Source organism: Bartonella sp. AA97HXZ, assembly GCF_042196985.1.
Lineage (GTDB): Bacteria > Pseudomonadota > Alphaproteobacteria > Rhizobiales > Rhizobiaceae > Bartonella.
On record NZ_JBHIRC010000077.1, the window covers coordinates 1 to 1,217 of the forward strand.

Genomic DNA, 1,217 nt, shown 5'->3' on the forward strand with positions numbered 1-1,217 from the left:
TTTTCTGTAGTGACCAAATCAATCACCAAATCATGGTTCTGATTGCCGATTTTGCAAAGATGAAAGTCAATACCGGTAATTTGCCGTGTTTCATCGGGGGTAAAAACTTGCGCTTGTGGGTCAAATTGCGTCCAGATCTTCACTGTTGTGGTGCGCCGCATCACTTTCACATCAATCAGACCTTGACCGGTAAAAAGCCCTGTTGCAATTGTTCCACCTTTTCCCCGTGCCACAACATTTTTTGTGCCAGCCGTAATATTTTGTGGAATCGTGAAAGCGCCCTCAAGGGTGCCCTTGCTATCGGCAATAAGGAGACTCTTTGGTAAAACATTCACACCATCAAAGGTGAGACTTTCCAAGATTTCGCTACTGCCAAAACCTTCAATTTTAAAGTGAAGGGTAATTTGTCTTAAAAAGTCGATTTGTTCTTGGTGTGTGTTGATGAAATTATCGCTTACTTCTGTTCTACGTATGGTACTGCCGCGATGTTTTCCCATAATGATTTGATTGGTGATACCCGAGAGCCAATCGGTGCGTTGTTCATGCCAAAAGTCTGTTGCGGGTTCAAGGGTTACTGTACCAGGCAGGGGTGCAAAATTTTGATAAGGATTAATTTTTTCGCAAGCCGTTGTCAACTCTTGCGCAATGATCACTTCATTTGTCCAGTCAAGGGTGACAGGCGCTGTAAGATTAGCGGTGTAAAAGGTTGGATCAATGGCGAGCTGTAAAATGCCGTTGCCTACAGCCCCCGTTTGTTGAAAGCCTTCATCTCTGTAACTATCATCAAGAAAAGGGTCTGCAAACATGCCCTTTTTGGCAACAGGTTCTTTAGAGTCAACATTGCTTTTAATACGCTCTAATTGCATCAGACGGTCAAGCGAAAGCACTCGTTGAAAATAGCGCCACATCTCATCATAGGGGGCAACCCGTGTGCCATCATTGACAACACCCGGCGTTTCAAGCCAATTGTTGGTAATGGTTGCAAGGGACAACACATCATCAGGGACACTGGGTGCCATGGGATGATCTGATGAAACTCCTTTGATATAGACGACATTGCCCCCCGTGTTGAGACCGATACGGTCAATGCGGGGTAATTTGTAAGTGTAACTGACGATAATATCACCACCTTGCGCCCCACCTGAGACAGTGATTTCCTGCGCTGTTACTTTATCAGCCGTGATTTTTGCGCGATAGCGGTAAGTCACCTTATAGCT

1 protein-coding gene is annotated in these 1,217 nt (G+C 45.1%); it reads right to left on the reverse strand.

The window, feature by feature from the left end:
* Positions 1-1,217 (reverse strand): DUF4815 domain-containing protein (locus ACFINE_RS09765; RefSeq protein ID WP_375621894.1); only part of this gene is annotated, 1,217 nt, incomplete at both ends.